Annotated in this window: 17 protein-coding genes and 1 tRNA gene; 13 read left to right on the top strand and 5 right to left on the bottom strand. The window is 34.1% G+C overall.

Translation table 11 applies throughout. The annotated features are described in order from the left end of the window. The first annotated feature begins 11 nt into the window (after positions 1-11). The 7 genes from CIT01_02530 to CIT01_02500 all read left to right on the top strand — a co-directional run bounded on the left by CIT01_02530 (position 12) and on the right by CIT01_02500 (position 6,354). Positions 12-1,169 (top strand): V-type ATP synthase subunit C, encoded by a 1,158-nt coding sequence (locus CIT01_02530; GenBank protein ID AXV37157.1) that lies wholly within the window; start codon positions 12-14, stop codon positions 1,167-1,169. Further along, positions 1,166-1,486, top strand: a complete 321-nt coding sequence (locus tag CIT01_02525; protein ID AXV37156.1) for a V-type ATP synthase subunit F — start codon at positions 1,166-1,168, stop codon at positions 1,484-1,486. Before CIT01_02530 ends, CIT01_02525 begins: the two co-directional genes overlap by 4 nt. Beyond that, positions 1,483-3,237: an ATP synthase subunit A gene (locus CIT01_02520; GenBank protein AXV37155.1), complete on the top strand. Its 1,755-nt coding sequence runs from the start codon at positions 1,483-1,485 to the stop codon at positions 3,235-3,237. Before CIT01_02525 ends, CIT01_02520 begins: the two co-directional genes overlap by 4 nt. Positions 3,238-3,239: 2 nt before the next feature. After that, positions 3,240-4,631: an ATP synthase subunit B gene (locus CIT01_02515; GenBank protein AXV38698.1), complete on the top strand. Its 1,392-nt coding sequence runs from the start codon at positions 3,240-3,242 to the stop codon at positions 4,629-4,631. A 31-nt stretch (positions 4,632-4,662) separates the two neighbouring features. Further along, positions 4,663-5,301, top strand: coding sequence for a V-type ATP synthase subunit D (locus CIT01_02510; GenBank protein AXV37154.1), 639 nt, complete (start codon positions 4,663-4,665; stop codon positions 5,299-5,301). 3 nt (positions 5,302-5,304) lie between these two features. Further along, positions 5,305-5,688 (top strand): hypothetical protein, encoded by a 384-nt coding sequence (locus tag CIT01_02505; GenBank protein AXV37153.1) that lies wholly within the window; start codon positions 5,305-5,307, stop codon positions 5,686-5,688. Between the two features lie 162 nt (positions 5,689-5,850). Then, positions 5,851-6,354 carry a hypothetical protein gene (locus CIT01_02500; protein AXV37152.1) on the top strand — a complete coding sequence of 168 codons (504 nt, stop codon included), beginning with the start codon at positions 5,851-5,853 and terminating at the stop codon, positions 6,352-6,354. A 42-nt stretch (positions 6,355-6,396) separates the two neighbouring features. Here the strand turns inward: CIT01_02500 and CIT01_02495 are convergent, their stop codons facing one another. The 3 genes from CIT01_02495 to CIT01_02485 form a co-directional block, all read right to left on the bottom strand. Further along, positions 6,397-6,822 carry a hypothetical protein gene (locus tag CIT01_02495; protein ID AXV37151.1) on the bottom strand — a complete coding sequence of 142 codons (426 nt, stop codon included), beginning with the start codon at positions 6,820-6,822 and terminating at the stop codon, positions 6,397-6,399. A gap of 56 nt (positions 6,823-6,878) precedes the next feature. After that, positions 6,879-7,214 (bottom strand): hypothetical protein, encoded by a 336-nt coding sequence (locus CIT01_02490; GenBank protein AXV37150.1) that lies wholly within the window; start codon positions 7,212-7,214, stop codon positions 6,879-6,881. 106 nt (positions 7,215-7,320) lie between these two features. Next, positions 7,321-7,875, bottom strand: coding sequence for a hypothetical protein (locus CIT01_02485; GenBank protein ID AXV37149.1), 555 nt, complete (start codon positions 7,873-7,875; stop codon positions 7,321-7,323). A gap of 196 nt (positions 7,876-8,071) precedes the next feature. Here CIT01_02485 and CIT01_02480 point away from each other — a divergent pair, with 196 nt between their 5' ends. Then, the gene (locus CIT01_02480; GenBank protein ID AXV37148.1) at positions 8,072-8,476 is read left to right on the top strand and encodes a hypothetical protein; all 405 of its coding nucleotides are present in this window, start codon (positions 8,072-8,074) and stop codon (positions 8,474-8,476) included. Positions 8,477-8,734: 258 nt separating this feature from the next. Here the strand turns inward: CIT01_02480 and CIT01_02475 are convergent, their stop codons facing one another. Together CIT01_02475 and CIT01_02470 are read right to left on the bottom strand one after the other, a co-directional pair. Beyond that, positions 8,735-9,868: a carboxylate--amine ligase gene (locus CIT01_02475; protein ID AXV37147.1), complete on the bottom strand. Its 1,134-nt coding sequence runs from the start codon at positions 9,866-9,868 to the stop codon at positions 8,735-8,737. 25 nt (positions 9,869-9,893) lie between these two features. Next, positions 9,894-9,965: transfer RNA gene (locus CIT01_02470), tRNA-Gln, on the bottom strand. A gap of 351 nt (positions 9,966-10,316) precedes the next feature. Between CIT01_02470 and CIT01_02465 the strand changes: the two genes are divergently transcribed. The 5 genes from CIT01_02465 to CIT01_02445 all read left to right on the top strand — a co-directional run bounded on the left by CIT01_02465 (position 10,317) and on the right by CIT01_02445 (position 17,905). Beyond that, positions 10,317-10,664, top strand: coding sequence for a transcriptional regulator (locus CIT01_02465; protein AXV37146.1), 348 nt, complete (start codon positions 10,317-10,319; stop codon positions 10,662-10,664). A gap of 138 nt (positions 10,665-10,802) precedes the next feature. Further along, positions 10,803-13,175 carry an endopeptidase La gene (gene lon / locus CIT01_02460; protein AXV37145.1) on the top strand — a complete coding sequence of 791 codons (2,373 nt, stop codon included), beginning with the start codon at positions 10,803-10,805 and terminating at the stop codon, positions 13,173-13,175. A 263-nt stretch (positions 13,176-13,438) separates the two neighbouring features. Then, the gene (locus CIT01_02455) at positions 13,439-13,837 is read left to right on the top strand and encodes a hypothetical protein (protein ID AXV37144.1); all 399 of its coding nucleotides are present in this window, start codon (positions 13,439-13,441) and stop codon (positions 13,835-13,837) included. Between the two features lie 280 nt (positions 13,838-14,117). Then, entirely contained in the window at positions 14,118-16,142 is a 2,025-nt protein-coding gene (locus CIT01_02450) for a hypothetical protein (GenBank protein AXV37143.1), read from the top strand. Between the two features lie 263 nt (positions 16,143-16,405). Further along, positions 16,406-17,905, top strand: a complete 1,500-nt coding sequence (locus tag CIT01_02445; protein AXV37142.1) for a hypothetical protein — start codon at positions 16,406-16,408, stop codon at positions 17,903-17,905. The last annotated feature ends 2 nt before the right edge of the window (positions 17,906-17,907 follow it).

Below are 17,907 nucleotides of genomic sequence, written 5' to 3'. Positions count from 1 at the left end.
GAGGAGACAACATGGCAGAAAGCATTACAGCAATAGTGACTTCCCTAGGATTCTCCTCAATTGAATCTTTTTTAGGACTTATATTTTTAATTGGAGCTGTAATTGGAGTTATAGTTGTAATAGTAACAATTAAACCGGTTTTGGATACTTTTCCTTATGCATATCCTAATGCAAGGGTAAGAGCGAGGATAGGACGATTGTTTACAGAAAAGCAATTTTCTGAAATAATTGAGGCTGATAATCTGGAAGAAGTCAAAAATTATTTACGAGGAGTGCCCGAATATGCTCAATATGTGGATAAGTTTCCTCTTGAAAAAGCATTGGACTCACAACTCGCAGAAACCTATGATCTTCTTGCACGAATAACTCCTGGGAGTATTAAACCGACCTTCAGAGCTTTACTTAAAAAATGGGATATCAAAAATATTAAAAGTATTCTCACAGCCAAAGAAGTAGGTTTGAGTAGAGAAGCTACATTGGATCTTATGGTACCATTTGGAGAAATCAATGATTTATTGGAAAAATTAGTGGATGCTAAAGATGTTACAGAGGTAATAACCGGACTTGAAGGTACTGAATATGCTCAAGTCCTTGAGGATGCACTTAACGATTACAAAGAGAAGGGAATGTTACTACCTTTAGAGGCAGCACTGGACAAATATTACTTAGATAATCTAATGATAGCAGTTGCAAATCCATCTGATGATAGTACAACTATATTAAACACATATATCGGTACTCAAGTTGATTCAACTAATCTGAAAATCATTTTAAGAGCTAAATTAGATGGCTTAAAATATGATGACATCCAACCATACATGATAACCAAAGGTTATCAAATACGAGAATGGAAATTAAAAGATTTAATGGAATCAGAAGATGTTCCTGGTGTAGTTAGTAGTTTGGAAAGTACAGATTATGCTAATATTATGGCTGAAGCACTTTCTGAATACAATGCAACTGGTTCCATTGCACCATTTGAAACTGCATTAGATAAAAATGTGGTGAAAATTGCCAAAAATCTTTCAACCAAAAAACCATTTGGAGTTGGACCGATTATTGCATTTTTAAGCAGAAAAGAGATTGAAATTAAAAATTTAAAAGTAATTGTTCGTGGAAAAAGGGAAGTAGGTTTTCCTGTTTCTAAAATTAAGGAGATGTTGATATGAGTTCAGCTATTGCAATACTAGCAGATCCAGATACAGTAACTGGATTTCGTCTGGGAGGAGTAAAAGACGCATACCCAGTAGCTAACAAGGAAGAAGCAGAGAATACATTAAAAGATCTCATAAAAAAGGATTTTTCTATTATTATAACTACAGAGAAAATTGGAGATGAATTAAGAGAAACGATTGATAAATTCACCAAGTCAAGCGCATTACCTATGATAATTGAAATACCCGATAAAACAGGCCCAACGGAAAGAGCAACAGACCCAATGGGCGAACTTATAAAAAGAGTAATTGGGGTTGAGATGGTAAAATGATTACAAAAGGAAAGATAATTAAAGTAGCGGGACCAGTTATCGTCGCAGATGGTATGAAAGGTACCCAGATGTATGAGATGGTTAAAGTCGGTGATGACAAGTTAATTGGAGAAATAATTGAACTTGAAGGCGACACAGCTACCATCCAAGTATACGAAGAAACTGCAGGTATGAAACCTGGAGAGATAGTGGAAAGTACTGGAGGACCACTTTCAGTGGAATTAGGGCCGGGAATTATGGGATCCATCTTTGATGGTATTCAAAGACCTCTAGAAACCATTAAACTAAAAACTGGCGATTACCTTGAAAGAGGGGTGGATGTTCCATCATTACCTAAAGATAAAAAATGGAAATTCATGCCAAAACTCAGTGCTGGTGACAAAGTAGAAGGTGGAGACCTTTTAGGAGAGGTTCAGGAAACATCTGCTGTACTACATAAAATCATGGTTCCACCAAACATATCTGGAACCATAAAAAGTATTGCATCTGAGGGAGAATACACAGTAGAAGAGGACATTGCAGAAATTGAAACTTCTAAGGGAATTGAAAAAGTTCAAATGATGCAGAAATGGCCAGTAAGGGTTGGAAGACCGTATGTAACCAAATTGGACCCAGATATACCTTTAGTCACAGGCCAACGAGCTCAGGATACATTTTTCCCTGTAGCTAAAGGTGGAACAGCAGCTATACCCGGTCCATTTGGATCCGGAAAAACTGTAACCCAACAACAACTTGCAAAATGGGCGGACGCTGATATTATTGTATACGTAGGATGTGGAGAACGTGGTAACGAGATGACCGAAGTTCTTAAAGAGTTCCCTGAACTTGAAGATCCGAAAACAGGTAAACCATTAATGGACAGAACTGTTCTTATTGCAAACACTTCAAACATGCCAGTAGCAGCGAGAGAAGCTTGTGTATACACTGGAATTACTATCGCCGAATATTTCAGAGATATGGGATACGATGTGGCTGTAATGGCAGATTCAACATCCCGATGGGCCGAAGCTATGAGGGAAATTTCTGGAAGATTGGAAGAAATGCCTGGTGAGGAAGGATACCCTGCATACTTGGCTTCAAGATTAGCACAATTTTATGAAAGAGCAGGTCGAGTAAACACTATTGGAACCGAACAAAAAGTTTCATCTGTATCTGTTGTGGGAGCAGTATCACCACCAGGTGGTGACCTATCAGAACCAGTTACTCAAAACACTCTACGTATATGTAAAGTTTTCTGGGCACTGGACGCGTCTCTAGCAGATAAACGTCACTTTCCATCAATAGACTGGTTACAAAGTTATTCATTATATGTGGATAGTGTAGAAGGTTGGTGGGATGCACAAGTTGGTGAAGATTGGAGAAAAACTCGTGACGAGGCAATGGTTCTCCTACAAAAAGAATCAGAACTACAGGAAATTGTACAATTAGTTGGACCAGACGCATTGCCAGATAGGGAAAGAATAACCCTAGAAAGTACTAGGATGATCCGGGAAGACTTCCTCCAGCAAAATGCATATCACGAAGTGGATACCTATTGTTCATCTTCCAAACAGTATCAAATGCTTAAAACAATTATGATGTTCCATGAAAAGGCCACTGAAGCTTTAGATCGAGGAGCACCTTCTGATGAAATTATTGCATTAACTGTTAAAGAAGACATAGGAAGAATGAAATTTATACCTGAAGCAGAATTTGAGGAGAAGGTTAAAGAAATCCAGGATAAAATTGTAAAACAGACTAGTGAGGTATGAAAATGAAAGCCAATATTAAAACAAGGGAATATACAACTGTTTCTGAAGTTGCCGGACCTCTCATGATTGTAGAGGGTGTTGAAGGAGTTGCTTACAACGAAATAGTTGATATTGAAACACCTTCTGGTGAGAAGAGAAGAGGACAAGTCCTGGAAGTTAAAGAAGATTTAGCAGTTATACAAGTTTTTGAAGGAACTCGTGATCTGAACACTGCTACCACTAAAGTAAGATTTACTGGTGAAACAGCAAAAATCGGTGTTTCATTAGATATGATGGGCAGAATCTTTAATGGTACAGGAAAACCAATAGACGGCGGACCAGAAATCATACCAGAAAAAGAACTTGACATTAACGGGAACCCTATGAATCCATCTGCCAGAGAATTTCCCGCAGAATTCATCCAAACCGGTATATCAACAATAGATGGAATGAACACCCTGGTAAGGGGTCAGAAATTACCAATCTTTTCTGGATCTGGATTGCCACACAACGAACTGGCAGCACAGATTGCAAGGCAAGCAAAGGTACTGGCTGAAGAAAGTGAATTTTCAGTTATATTTGCAGCTATGGGTATCACTCACGAAGAAGCAAACTACTTCATGAGAGATTTTGAAAGAACAGGTGCACTGGAAAGAGTAACTGTTTTCATGAACCTAGCTGACGACCCTGCAATTGAAAGGATCATTACACCTAGGATGGCATTAACTACTGCAGAATATTTGGCATTTGAACATAACATGCACGTACTGGTTATATTAACTGACCTTACTAACTACTGTGAAGCACTCAGGGAAATATCTGCTGCACGTGAAGAGGTACCTGGAAGAAGAGGTTACCCTGGTTATATGTACACTGATTTAGCCAGTATATACGAAAGAGCTGGACGTATTGTAGGTAAAGAAGGTTCAATTACTCAGATGCCTATACTGGTTATGCCTCAAGATGATATTACTCATCCAATTCCTGATCTAACTGGATATATTACTGAAGGACAGATTGTTTTAAGCAGAGACCTGCACCGTAAAGGTATTTACCCTCCAGTAGACGTACTTCCTTCACTATCTAGATTGATGAGTGGTGGAATTGGTGAAGAAAGAACCCGTGAAGATCATAGTGGTGTTTCTGACCAATTGTATTCGGCTTACGCAGAAGGCCGTGATTTAAGAGACTTGATGGCAGTAGTAGGTGAAGAAGCACTTACTGAACGTGACAGGAAATTCTTAAGTTTCGCTGATGAGTTTGAAAATCAATTTATCACTCAAAGTAGGGATGAAGATCGTTCTATACAAGAAACATTAGATCTTGGATGGCAATTATTAGGTCTTCTACCAGAAACTGAGCTTAAGAGGGTTAGAGAGGAACATATTCCTAAATACCACCCTGATTATAAATAATCCTATTCCTATTTTTTAATAGAGGGATAAAATGGCACAAGAGATGATAGAAGGGATTAATCCAACACGGATGGAACTTCTAAAACTGAAAGATAGGGAAAAATTGGCTGTTAAAGGCCACAGTCTCCTTAAAGAAAAAAGAAACGCACTTATCATGGAATTTTTCAACATCTTAGAAAGGGTCAAAGGATCTAGAGAAAATGTTGAAGAAAAATTGAAGGAAGCATTTGAAGATTTAACTGCCGCTCAAATCGTGATGGGAGATTTGGCTGTAGAAAAGGCTGCAATGACTGTTAAAGAGTCTATAGAAGTCGATATAGAATCCAGAAGTGTTATGGGTGTAGTTGTTCCTTTGATTGATTCTAAAGCAGCTGAGAGAACTATGGTGGAACGAGGATATGGTTTTGTTGATACTTCAGTTAAGGTTGACGAGGCAGCCCGTAAATTTGAGGAGTCAGTAAAACTTATCATTGAACTTGCAGAGATTGAAAAAACTATAATTCTACTTGCTGGTGAGATCGAATCAACAAAAAGAAGAGTTAACGCCCTGGAACATATAATTATTCCAAGATTAGAGAACACAGTCAAATACATTGAAATGCGTCTTGAAGAAATGGAAAGAGAGAATTTCGTAAGATTAAAGATGATTAAAAAAGCAATGGAGATGTAATTTATGGTAAGAATTATAACCAGATTAGGTGAGATTAAAAAAACTCAAGAAGCATACCACTCAGCTTTAGTTGATTTTAATATAGGCACTATTTCTGGAAATTTACGGGCCATAATTGCAGACGACGATGTTGAAGTAGAATCTGGTGATGTAACTCCAATTAAAATCCAAAAGGTTCCCTTACCTGCAAATCACATTTGTTATATGTGTGCCTATGCTGCCAATGGTTTGGGACATCCTATTGCTGCTGGTGAAGAAACGCCTCTACCTATTAGTATGGATCGCACAGCTGATCATGCAACTTTTGTTGCAGCAATAGATGGAGAAATTAGAAAGGGCGATCTTCTCGGTGTTTTGATATTACTTCCGATTGAACTCATCCATTAATCTTCTATTTTTTTATTACTTTAAATTCTTCTTTTATTCTTTATTTAACACATTTTAAGATCTAGACTATTTAAATTACCAAATTTTTTTCCTGAAAGTTTTTAAAATTATATAATGTTTTAAAGTTATATATTTTATAAATCTTTAATGGGGGATGAGTTCATGGCACCACATTGTGATACTATGGATGGTCCGGTTGTTACCGCGGCTGAAATTGCACTTGAAATGGAGAATATAAATTATGTCCTTCCTTTTGTTTCCAAAGAATCTGAAAAAGAATTAGGATATGCTTTTGACAAGACATTAATGGTAAGAGAATTAAGTGAAGATGCTGCAGAAATTGCAGACTACTGGTTTTTTGAGACTGCTGTAAGATTACATAGAAAAGATGAGGACAAACCGTATAACGGCCTTAAACCAGCGGATCTTGACTGGGGTCCTGTAATAAAAAAAGCTGAAGAAGCGGTAGAATCAGAAGATCCATCGCAGATAATCCAATTTTTGTCTAATACTGTTGAAGAGGCACTAAATAAAAGATTTGTTAATGTAGTCCAAAAGAAGGATTATGATTTAAATGATGTGGAAGCTGCTAGAGAATATACAAAGGCCATGTTAAATTTTGTTTTATTTTCTAATGACCTGTACAAATGGATAAAAAAAGAGTAAAACTAATTACTATAACAAAAAGAAACTTTGAATCATTTTATTTTACCTAAAACGTTCCTTCATATAATCGGATTGAGCTATTTTTGCTTCTTTAATCTGTTCCAACAAATGGTCAATCTGATATTTTAGGTTATAATAAGGGTCTAATTGTGATTCTTTCTTTTTATCAAATTTTTTCATTTCTTTTGTTCTATTCTTGCGTGGTGACCCACGATTCAATATGTTTAAAAAACCGCTGTTATTGTTGTTGGGGGAATATTTTTCTATGATAAGTCTTCTCTCTTTTAGATATTCTAATTCAATTGATCTAATATCATCTGAAATTAATTTTCTCAATTCAATTAAAATTTTTTCACGTTTCTTCAATTCGGTTAAAATCTGTCTGGATTCAGCAATGGATGATGCCTCAATTTCAATATTTGTTATTTCTACAATTAAATTATGATAATCATCTACGCTATATTTCATTACTTAACCTTCTAAAAGAGTTTAATTACAAAATAGCAGAATTATCTGAAAAATAGTTACTGCTCAATATTAATGATAATTTTCATTATTTTGTCTTCAATTTCACAAATAGTATTGATTTCCTTGTTTTCTTTGCCCATATCTCTAATTTTATATAAAACATTGGTTAAAGATGTTATATTAAATAAACCCGTTTTATTTTCTGGTTTAGATGATATAAGTAATATTATAACACTCCCATCTTCTATTTGGACATTGTAATTTATTGCATTTATATATATGGAGTCTGAAAGTCTTAAAAGGAGTTTTATGTATTTTATGGAAAGTCCACTCTTACTGATAATATCTTTAATTTTATCATTTTCTCTGCACTGTTCTATATCAATATCCACTAATATCACCAATTTCTATTATCTAAATTATTGAATATAAAATTTAGTATTACTATTTGAATTAAGTTTTACAATTATAAAGGTAGATATGGCTTCTTAATAATATTTAAAATAACAAATTTTCTAAAAGTATCTTAAATCCTATTCCAATTAGGATTATACCTCCTAATATTTCTATTTTATTTTCAAACAAACGACCAACGCTTTTGCCAAGATAAACACCTAAAAATGATAGTATGAAGGTTATCAGTCCTATGATAAGTATGGGTTCGATTATAGGTGTGTTCATAACAGCAAAGGTCACACCCACAGCAAAGGCATCAATACTGGTGGCAATAGAAAGGATTAATAGTTCTTTAAATGAAAAAAAAGGGCACACCTCATCATCTGCCATGCAAATACTTTCATAAATCATTTTTATACCTATAATGTTGAGTAAAATAAAGGCAACCCATGGTGCAACTGTTGAAATTATTATTTGCAATTGTAAACCAGAAATCCATCCTAAAACAGGCATGAATCCCTGAAAAAATCCAAATAATATTGCAATTATTAACGCATGCTTAATTTGACATTTCCAGGCCAATCCCCGTGTTATGGAAACACTAAACGCATCCATGGCCAATCCAATCCCTAGTAAAATTTCTATAATAAAATCCATATTTATTTTTCCTAAATAGATTTATTTATAAAATCAGTTCTTCAAATTGTTTTGGAGCTAAGTTCAATTAAATCTTCTAAAATTATCTTCTTGATTCATGAATTCTATATTTTTTTCTAAAAAATCTTCATAAATTATGGAAATATTATGTAAAATCAAAATATTAAATATGTGAGAATGATTAAAAGTTCATTAAATGAAAGATATTGATCGTGCTGACAGGTTAATTAAAAAGCAGATAATGAGTTTAAACCGACATCTACCTAAAAGTCGAAAGAAGTTAAGTGAACTCTTAAAGGAAGAAAAACCCCATGTTACTGGTACAGATGGCACCAGACATAGATTCAAATGGGAGGAACTGGAAAGACTTTCAAAAATGATCCCAGAAAGTGATCACAGCCGATTGAAACTCCCTATTTATATTGAAATAGGATCTGATAAATCAGGCGCCAGGATATCTGGCAAATTAGAGTGTGAAATAGTTACTAAAATCTTAGATATTCAGTCTGAGAAGAATGAAATTTTTATATACCGCCCCGATATAAAGATTGTAAGAATGGAACTTCCAACAACAACTCAATATATTTTCTTAGTGAGGTGAACAAATGACCATAGACCCTATTGAAGACTTATTAAAAGATCCTGATAGAAGAGCCAAAATCTATCTAATTGCTGCAGGATTAATGATAGTTTCAACAATTCTTATAACTGTTGGTACAATAATATTTATTATAAGTGTGTTGGGAATAATTTAATCCAATTAATCTTAATAATGTTTCAGATGATTTAATCTAATCATTTTAAAGTTCTCTTTATAATTTAAAAAAATAAACTAATCTCTTTGTATTGATTTTTATGTTTAATTAGCTTCGTATTTTTCAAGACCGCTGTAAACTCTCTCCACAGTTTTTTTTGCTGAATAGATGGCGTCTTCCAGTATTGGGCTGCTTTGGAGTACAGTTGCAACTGGTTCATTTTTTTCGATTATAACTTGTGGATGGGGTAAGTCGTAAACACCTTTAAAATTAATATCCCGTACAATTGATCTATTTCTTGCAAATACAATCATTTTAACAGCAAATTTCTGGGGTTTTGGCAGGTTTATTAAATTTCCTTCACATGCCTGCAAGTGGGCATCTACCATATTTATTCCCAGAGACGATTCAGCACATTCAAAGGTTCCCTGGAAACGAGGATTTACTTCAATGATCTTCAATTCTCCGTGGTCATAGATCATATCCACACCATTCGATCCCTGGAGAGATAGGTATTCTACAAGCTCTTCAGCAGTTTCTTTAATCTCTGGATAATCAATGTAGGGAACCATATTTCCACAGTATCCCCATTGATCTTTTTGTCCTAAGCCCTTTACTCCAATTAACTGCTTACTGGTGAAAATTGTTTTGGCTTCACCTCTTACTGAAAGTACCGATGCACTTATATTATCTCCTGGCACGTACTCTTGAAGAATCATGTCATTTAATAAATTTTCCCTGTTGAAAACGTCAATTTCACTAATTCCAGCACCACCACAACCATACAGTGGCTTTAAAATAAACTTTTTATCTTTATTATCATCGGTAATTTCTTTTATTTCATGAAAATTAGATACTAAAAATGTTTCAGGGACTTTGAATTTGTTTTTAATTTTCTTGTAGAATTTGAACTTATTTTCCACGTGTTCTGTCTTAGCATTGCCTTTTATTTTTTCTTTAGGAAAGATTTTAGGCAGCACTCCAGAATTATAAAGTATATAATCTACACTATCCACATATTCTGCTACATATTCTGCCAGAGAAACCGGGTCAAAAGTGTCTTCCAGTTTTCCACATGATTTATAGGGTTCTGGTTTTAGGTTGCAGTGGGTGTGGTCTGAACATTCTAGCAGATCTTGGGTGCAGAAATGTTCCACAGAATAAACTTCATATCCTAATTTCTTTGCAGAGCAGGCTAAAGCTCGCGTATTTGTCCCAACAACTAAAATTTTGGCCATTTAAAAACCTTATAGGTTAAAGGGATAGTCCCGAGCGGAGTCGAACCGCCGTCGCCGGGTCCAAAGCCCAGCAGGATTACCACTACCCCACGGGACTAAAGCGATAATCTAAAACTAATTGATATCCACATAATGCGGCAATCTGGATATTTAACTAATATCATATTTAAACTTATCGGATGATTTTATTGTAAATACACCTCTAAAAATAAACTTTTCTTTAAATTCGTTTATTCTTTTGATTTTCCAGAATAGTTAATTTTGACTAGTATTTAACCTTTAATAACTTAATCAGAGTTGGAATGGTTTTTTAAAGCTGATTGAAAATCATTTTTTTATTTAAATTTTTACCTAAAATAATATTCTTTGAATTTTTAAAAATTAAAAATAATTTTGTATGGTTCAAGATCGAAAAGTATATAAGTATATACTTATATACTTATGGTACATGTTGAGGGTGAATTCAGAAAATTGCTGTGACCTATCCAGAGAACTGGAAGAACTATTTAAAGCTCTTGGAAATATTAACAGATTATTATTAGTTTATTCTCTCACTTCAGGGGAGATAGAAATGATAAATGTTACACAAATGGCTAAAATAATGGGTTTAACTCAACCAGCCGCATCACAGCATCTTAAAATACTGAAAAACGCCAAAATACTCAGTGCCAAAAAACAGGGTAACCAGATGTATTACACCTTCAATCACAGTGCCTTAGTAAAACATAAAAAGAAAATTGATTTTTTGTTTGGATGCGTTTTAACTAAGTGCGAAATTATAGAAAAAAACAGATAATTTTTTTTATATCTGAATCATTTTCAATATTTAAAGTGAATCTACATCCACAAAATGTGGATAAAGGGGAAAATTTAGATTTATTGAATTATTTTATAAACATCATAAAAATAGTAAACCGGGTTATCGGGTGAGAATATGCAGAAAATAGATATTAACGGAGAATTGTCCGTATTAGTTATACCAGATACAGTTTTGTTACCAAAAACTAGTATGAATCTTAAAATTAGTAAAGAAATTGGCAGTGAAATATATAATCGAGCTGCAAAAGATAATTTCTACGGCATTTCATTAGGAGTAAAGGAAGGTGCCGGCCCGCCTTATGTAGAATCTGATTTTTACAGGGTTGGAACTTTAATCAAAATCAAAAATGCTAAAGAACAGAGAGATTTTTATCATATAAGTGTTGAAATATTGGAAAAGGTAGAAATTAAAGAATTTATTTCTGATGGATTAGATTACAGAGTAAAATATCAACCTATTTCAGATTTAATGGATCTGGATGAGGAAGATCAAAAAGAAATAATTAACCACATCAAATTTTTAGTTTCAGAGATAAGTGAAAATTTCAAAGGTTCAAAAACTTATCTAAAAAAGATTAATCAGTTAACTGATTTAGATGAGATAATGGCCTACGTATTTCCATACATAAGATTATCTCTTGAGGAAAAACAGGAAATATTAGAAATACATTCACTAAAAGAAAAAAGTTTAAAGTTTTTAGATCTTCTAATTGAACAGAAGGAGTCAATAAAATTCCAGATGGAGATGGCTGCTAAATTCAATGAAGAAATGAACAAAAAACACAGAGAAAACATGCTAAAAGAGCAGCTAAAAGCAATACAGGATGAGTTAAATGAATCTCAAGGAACTTCCTCTAAAAAAGATTACCGGGATTTGATTGAAGAAGCCAACATGCCTGAAGAGGTTGAAAAAGTGGCACTGGAGGAAGTAAACAAACTGGAAAGACAGGGACCGCACAGTTCTGAAGAAAACGTTATCAGAAATTATCTAGATCTATTAGTAAGCTTGCCTTGGGCCCCAAGCGATATAAAAGATATTGATATAGAATCAGCCAGAAAAGTACTGGATGAACAGCACTATGGCCTGGATAAAGTAAAAGATAGAATAATTCAACACTTAACTGTAATGAAACTAAAGAAAAACAAGCAGGGCTCAATACTTTTACTGGTTGGACCGCCAGGCACAGGTAAAACCAGTCTTGGGAAAAGTATAGCCGAAGCATTAGAAAGGGAATATGTTAGAATCAGTCTAGGTGGTGTAAAAGACGAGTCAGAAATCAGAGGTCACAGGAGAACCTACCTGGGTGCATTACCTGGCAGAATTATTCAGGGAATGAAGCGTGCTGGTGAAAAAAATCCAGTATTCATCCTGGATGAAGTAGATAAATTAATGGCTTCCTTTAACGGTGATCCGGCCAGTGCCTTACTGGAAGTGCTGGATCCTGAACAAAATAACACATTTTCAGATCATTACTTAGAAGTGCCATACGACCTATCTGATGTGTTTTTCATTGCTACGGCTAATTCACTACGAGACATACCTGGACCGCTTCGTGACCGTATGGAGATAATAGAAATAGGCAGTTATACCCTTCATGAGAAGTTCCACATAGCCAAAAATCATCTTATTGGGTTAGTACTGGAAGATAATGGATTAAAAGATAGTCAGCTTCAGATTGACGATGAAGCATTAAGAACTATTATTGAAAAGTACACCCGAGAAGCAGGGGTAAGAGGTCTTAAAAGACAACTTTCAACTGTTGCCCGTGTAGCTTCCGAAAAGATTGTTATGGGCAAAGTGGATTTACCATACGTAGTTAAAGAAGACATGCTCTATGATATGTTAGGTCATGAACTAACCCAGATCCATCAGGTAGGCAAGCAAAATCCACCAGGAGTAGTAACTGGCTTGGCTTGGACACCAGTTGGCGGTGACATCCTATTTATCGAGGGCGCTTTTATGCCAGGGACTGGAAAATTAATGCTCACTGGCCAATTAGGCGATGTAATGAAAGAATCAGCAAAAATATCACAAAGTCTAATTCGATCCAGACTGGCCTTTAACTTAAAGCAGATGGAATTTGATAAAAAAGATTTACACATACACGTACCATCAGGTGCCATTCCTAAAGATGGACCATCAGCAGGTGTAGCTTTGCTGACTACCATCGCTTCCCTGGTTACCGGCCATGAAGTTGATTCTAAATTGGCAATGACTGGTGAAATATCTCTTAGAGGAGTTGTACTACCTGTAGGTGGAATAAAAGAGAAAGTGCTTGCAGCCCACAGAGCTGGGATTAAAAGGGTGATCTTACCTAAGGATAATAAAAAAGACTTGGATGATGTCCCTGATGATGTAAAAGAAGACATCGAATTTTTACATGTGGAAACAGTGGAAGACGTCTTGAAAGAAACTATTGGTATTGACTTACCTAAACCAATCCTAATGGATATGAATTGTGACCCATTGAAAGGGGCAGGTGCGTAAATTTTAGGACAACAAAAATTTTATCCTCTCAACAGAGGATAAATTACATTTTTTTAAATTTTTCCTCTTTAGCAGGAGGATAATTAATTTTTAATTTTTAGAATTAATTCACAATTTTTTTTATAATACTATTTTTTTAATAAAATTAACAAAATCCTTATATTTACATATCTTAAAACTAATATTTAGATAAATTAATATTAATACTAATAAATTAAATTAAGTATTAATAACTATTTCATTAATTTAAGAGGGGAATTTTTATGGCGGGAGAGAAAATTTTAGTTGTAGAAGATGAAGAAATTACAGTTGAAGATTTAGTAGATACGCTAGAATTATTGGGATATGATGTTGTAGCAGCAGTGCCTTCTGGCGAAGAAGCAGTTGAAAAAGCAGGGGAGTTATTACCAGATCTAGTTTTAATGGACATTGAACTGGAAGGGGAAATAGACGGCATTATGTCTGCTAAACAAATCAAAGAAGAAATGGATATTCCTATAGTATTCTTAACAGCTTATTCTGATGAAAAAACAATTGAAAAATTGAAATTAGTAGAACCAGAGGGATACATTTTAAAGGAACCTTTCAATCTAATTTACAAACCATTCAAAGAAGACGAACTTAGAAGTGTTCTAGAATTAACTCTCCACAAATATAAATAGGGAGATTATTCTAATCTTTTAATCGTTCCAATCTTTTATATAATTATCGGCACGGATAATCTACTTAATCAGATTTATTTGTTGATAATAAATCATAAAATTAATTTTATTTTTTTGTTAACAAGATCACAGTAGTATACGTCGTGCGTAATATTCTAAAAAATACATATTTTTTTATAATAAAGATATGTTAGATATAATTTGAACTATTAACCCCTCAATAAAATGGAGTTTAAATATTATTAGTAATTAAAGTTTAAGCAACTATAATCAAGTCGTTATGATTTCAAAAAGAAAGATTACACATAAAAATTCTTTATTGTCTTTTAATTCTGCCTTAACAATTGTAATATTAGTTATTAGTGTATATGTTCTTTTTTTAATAATTTTTAGAGGTTACGGGGATATTAATCAGTTGGTAAGCTTATATTTTGTACCTGGAATAAATATTATCACTTTTTTTGTTTTAATTTATACAACTATAATTTCAAAGAGATATAATAATAATTTTTATTTTGTATGGGCTTTTTTCACTTTGGCTCAAATATTTTGGATAATGGGTGATATTCTTTGGGTTTTAAATTATTTATCTCTATTTGAACCCGTTCTTCTGGGGTTAATTTACATACCCTATTTCGCCAGATTGATGGATATGGCTATTGGATTTATGTGGATACCTAAACCTGCTTTGAATCCTTTTTTAATTAACCGGCGCAGAATAGAGATGTTAATGGTAGTTATAACTATGGCTATGTATTTATGGGCTTTTTTGATAATACCTCTTATACAGGTTACTTTAACTGATTTTATCACTTTTACCATGATGATTAATTATCAGGTCCTCTTTTTTATTCTGCTTTATTTCACCTTATTTTCAGGTATTTTCTACAAGGTAAAATCGTGGAAGGGGTCTTTCAATTTAATTATCGGTAGTATAATTCTCCAGCTGGTAGGAACATTAGTTTATGGTATTGAACTTGTTTTTGACATGTACCCTGGGGGAGGTATTGAAGATGTGGTTTTTGTTTCTTCAAGTCTATTACTTGCTTTAGCTGCAATATCTTATATTAAATATCCAGATTTGAATATTGTTAGTGAAAGAAAGTTAAAAATAAAATCTTCACTACTAAGTAATTTGACCTCTTTACTGGCTGCAACAGCCTTTCTAGCGATTTTATGGGGTTATTATAGCAATAATGAATCATTTTCTTTTATTCTTTTTGCCAGCGGATTATTGGTTCTTTTAGCTATTTTACGTCATGCTTTAAATAGTAAATATATGGAACAGACCCAAGAGATGCTTAAAAATAGTGAAAAAAAGTTTCGAGCTATTTATGAACATGCTAAAGATGGTATAGTAATAATTGATAAAAAAAGACGTATAATTTCTTGGAATAATGCGGCCGAAGAAATCTTTGGATATAAATCCCAAGAAATAATTGGTAAGGATGCAAAGATAGTAATTCCTTTAGAGTATCATCAAAGATTTGTCAGCTTATTGCACCGGAACATTGTTTTAGCAGACTATAGTAATATTGAAAATCCTCTTTATGAATCATGTGGTCTAAATAAAGAGGGAAAGAAATTTCCATTAGAATTTTCTATTTCGCATTGGTATACTGATGATAATAAGGTTTTATTTGCATTTATTGTTCGGGATGTTACTGAAAGGAAAGATTCAGAAGAACAAATAAAGAATTCCTTAGCTGAAAAGGAAATTTTATTAAAGGAGATTCATCATCGGGTTAAAAACAATTTGCAGATAGTTTCCAGTCTTCTAAACATTGAAAGCAAGTATATTGAAAATGAAAATGATCTAAAGATCATAAGGGAAGGAATGGATCGGGTGCATGCCATGGCCCTGATTCACAAGAATCTCTACGAATCAAGTGATTTATCTAATGTTTCATTTGCAAAACACGTTCAAACTTTAATTTCAGAGATTTTTAGTTCCTATTGCCTCAATCAAAATGTGGATCTTAAGATGGATATTGAAGAAGTCCAATTGGAAATTGATCAAATAATTCCTTACAGTTTAATCATCAATGAACTGGTAACCAACTCATTAAAATATGCTTTTCCAGACGGCAATGGTAAAATATTTATAAGTTTACATTCTGATGAAGAAAAAAACGTATTGACGATTTTTGATAATGGAATTGGTTTGCCGGATGGTTTTGATATTCAAACTACCCGTTCTCTTGGTTTGAGATTGGTAAGGGTATTTACCCGCCAATTAAAAGGTATTTTGGTAATTAATCAAGATGAAGGATTATGTTTTAAAATAATAAGCCCTTCTCAATAAATTTACTAATTTTGAATTTTTACATTTTAATTTTGTATATAACTGATTATTTAATGATAATAACTTTTTTTAAAGGATTTAAACATTGGATCTGATTAGGGGTACAATGAAAGTAATTCACAAATAGTGAATTAATATTCTAATAATGAGAAACTATAAATATTTGAAACATTATATATACTGATGGAAAACAGATTATATAGTGTATTAGACGAAAAAAAGGGTTTCCCTGCCTTTAAATTATGGGAGGAGAAGGTGATTAAATGTCTGAGTTATATGAAAAAATGGTTGAAGAAGCAATGGCAGCTCAAAAAGCAGATGTTGAAACTGTCAAAAGCAAAAGAGGGACTGAGTTTCGAATAACCGACACTGAACCATATATGAATGTTGTTAAAGACATGAGGGCTGTTGATGGGCAGAGTCAATCTGTTATCGATCTTCATGTGGATTCGGTAATTGCCCACTACAACATTTTGAATAGTTTAACTACAACCATCAGACCCGAAGATGATCCATTCGTGGAACATTATCAAACCCCTGGAATTTTAGAAATTTTACGCCAAGAAGATGAAAAATTTGAAAAGAGTCTGGAAACTTTTATAGATGCAATTGGAAAAGCAGAAGCATTAGTAGGAAGGGAAGTAGTTAGAAGATATGGGGGTTTCTACGGACCAACATGTGTAGTAGATTTTGCTTTGATGCCAGGAAGTACCAGTAACGTAGTGAATAGAATACTTAAAAATACAAATATTCCCACCCAACACCAGCAAGCCATACTTGCAGCTAAATCATGGGGTATGAACACATCTTACGGCGTAGGGGAAGTATTTGCCAATGAAATCGAGAGTGGAACAACAGTAAGTCAGGCAGTCGAAAAGGAAATTCAAATGATTAAACACATATATGAAAGTCCAGTTGAAGCCCAGGCTGAATTAATGGACTCTTTAGGCCATACATCATTTGATGTGAGAGAATACATGTCCCAGTACAAAAATAAGATGGAAAAAACCATTAAAAACGCTATGGATGATGATGTTCACTATGGAAATATTTTAACCGTACCCGCATACTGTGTAGGGGATATATCACACCACATAGCCCAATCAACATTTAATATGTGTAAAGACGATGTAACCATGGCCATAATTGAGGCAACAACCAATGTTATGGAATCAACACTCAAAAACGCATTATCAGAATTTAAAAGTGAATATGATGTACTATCATTGGCCACTGGATCTACTGCTTGTGCAGTTGAATACATACTTGAACTGGACGGATTCAACGCACCAATGGTGGTTGATTTGTTGACCAAAAGATTCCACAACTTTGTACAGCTTAATCCCACAAGAGGGGCCGCAGCTGAACTACACAACTGCGACTTCATGGACATGATCTACCGTGGATGGAACCACCTGGACGAAGCTCGCCGGACTAGAAATGGTGCATCAGGCCCACTTATGCCTAAAATTGGATCATTTGATGTAGATCTAAACCCGGTACATGAAAATGAAGTCATAATGAATCCACAACGTTACACATATCCGGCCTGTGCTATTACCGTGAGATTTTCATCACTAATGAGACTGGCCGATTACCCATGCCTTTTAACCAGTGAACCAGTAACAGCTACTTTAATGACTAACATCATTGCTTTACATAAAGAAAATGCCGCATCACCAGCTAGAACATGTAAAAACTGTGCTGCAGCATCTCTGGTAGATTTCCGCCATAACCACTGCCAGTGGAAAGAGGCTGTTTAAGC

The sequence above is a fragment of the Methanobacterium sp. BRmetb2 genome (assembly GCA_003491285.1).
Classification (GTDB): domain Archaea; phylum Methanobacteriota; class Methanobacteria; order Methanobacteriales; family Methanobacteriaceae; genus UBA117.
Note: the sequence above shows the minus strand (reverse complement) of the source record. Positions and strands in the feature narration are given on the sequence as shown.